The following is a 1616-nucleotide window of genomic DNA, read 5'->3' as shown; positions in this document are numbered from 1 at the left end:
TGCTTCAAGCAATCCAATTTATGTTCATGATAGCCGGGCAACTAACGTTGCCCTCACCGAATAAAACGGTACGTATAAAAGCCCAACCCTTTTGCCCCTGCTGCCAACATGTCATGCAATTAACGGGAATATTTCGACCCAGATAACCGACGTTAAATAATAAGAATAATGGCTTTCACGCTTCATAATTAAAGAGAATTTTATTATAAATCAGGGTATTAATATTATTGGTTCACACCAAGGATAACGCTCGACTTCTTTTTGGCATCCCCCTTCATGCTATTTCCAATATTTACTTATATAAGGTGGCTTGGGCTTGTCCAACACTTCGGATAGGTGTCGGCTACGCGACACATATCCTTATTTGTTAAATGGCTGGCTATTTTTCACTGCTATAATAGGTTCGTACCTTTGCAGGATCAAGCCCCTGAAATTCTACTAAAACAAATATGCACATTGCGCCAAAGACCATAAAAATCAAGAAAAACCCTAGATCAATGTAAAGGTTATGATCTAGCCCCCTATTTTCTGAAGATAAAATCGTTAATTTTTTACCATTTAATCTAGGGTACTTTTCATGAATCGATAAGATATACTGATCTTTGTAATCAGAGTCAGGAACGACTTCGAAGTATTCAACATTAGAAAAGTCATAGCCATTAACAACTTTACTCGACTGTTTTTTTAATTCATGAAGGGCCCACTTCTTATCTTCAATCGCAACATCTTTCCTTATATCTTTACTAAAAGGAAATACAGCCCAAACAGTAAACTGTTTATTTAAAGGGATCGATATATGCCTATAAATTGAAATCACCTCTCCGCTTTTAGTGATTCGTGTTCTAAAACTAACTTTTGATAGCATCTTACTTTTGATAGCGTTGAAATCCTGTACTTTTAGATAGCCTTTTGAATCAATATTCGACAAATCGGAAAAGTCTTCAATTTTTTGGATTTCATAGTGAAGATATGGAAGAATTTTCTGGGAGTTTTCAATGGCTATAGATAGGTAAAATGCAGTAAGCAAAGTTATAACGAAGCTGTTTATTCGATATTTATAAATAAGAATATCTAATCGCTTTCTCATCACCAAAAAACAAAGAATGATAGAGACTATCAAAGGATTTAAAAATTGGTATAGCTCACTTTTATTAAATATTTCTAAGTTATATTCCAATAACCATTTTAGAAAAATGGACATGAAAATCGTGGTAATGAATAGATAGGTTATCGGAATGTAGATAATCTTGGTTTTGATTAAAGATGGTGATATATCCATTGTTTACAATAATCCCTATTCAAAAACTGAAACCTTGAAGCCATTTAACAGTATATTAATAAGCATTCTTACTTTTACGCTTTATTAATACTGTAAATATTCAACATCTTACTAAATAAAAGCACTTATTTTCATAGTGTTAGTCGCAAAAAATCACATCCAACCTATATTTTACTGTGATAAAAGTAAGAACTGTTTTTAACCCGTCGAATTAAAAACACAACCATGAATGTTACACCATATATATCAATATCTTATAAATAGAAGCTGAGATAATTAAGCATTTTTTCTTATTTAAAACGAAGTCTAAGCATCAAAATTTACGATTTGCATTATA

Annotated in this window: 1 protein-coding gene; it reads right to left on the bottom strand. The window is 32.2% G+C overall.

Features of this window, described 5'->3' with window-relative positions; translation table 11 throughout:
- Positions 1 to 379: 379 nt before the first annotated feature.
- Entirely contained in the window at positions 380 to 1279 is a 900-nt protein-coding gene (locus tag C9J46_RS21220; protein WP_107291488.1) for a hypothetical protein, read from the bottom strand.
- Positions 1280 to 1616: the final 337 nt, after the last annotated feature.

Origin of the sequence: Photobacterium sp. GB-36, from assembly GCF_003026135.1 — a bacterium.
Classification (GTDB): Bacteria; Pseudomonadota; Gammaproteobacteria; order Enterobacterales; family Vibrionaceae; genus Photobacterium.
This window is presented reverse-complemented; position numbering and strand designations above follow the sequence as displayed.

Coding starts and splice junctions, on each gene's coding strand:
- C9J46_RS21220 (WP_107291488.1), bottom strand. CDS start 1,279: ATGGATATATCACCATCTTTAATCAAAACCAAGATTATCTACATTCCG.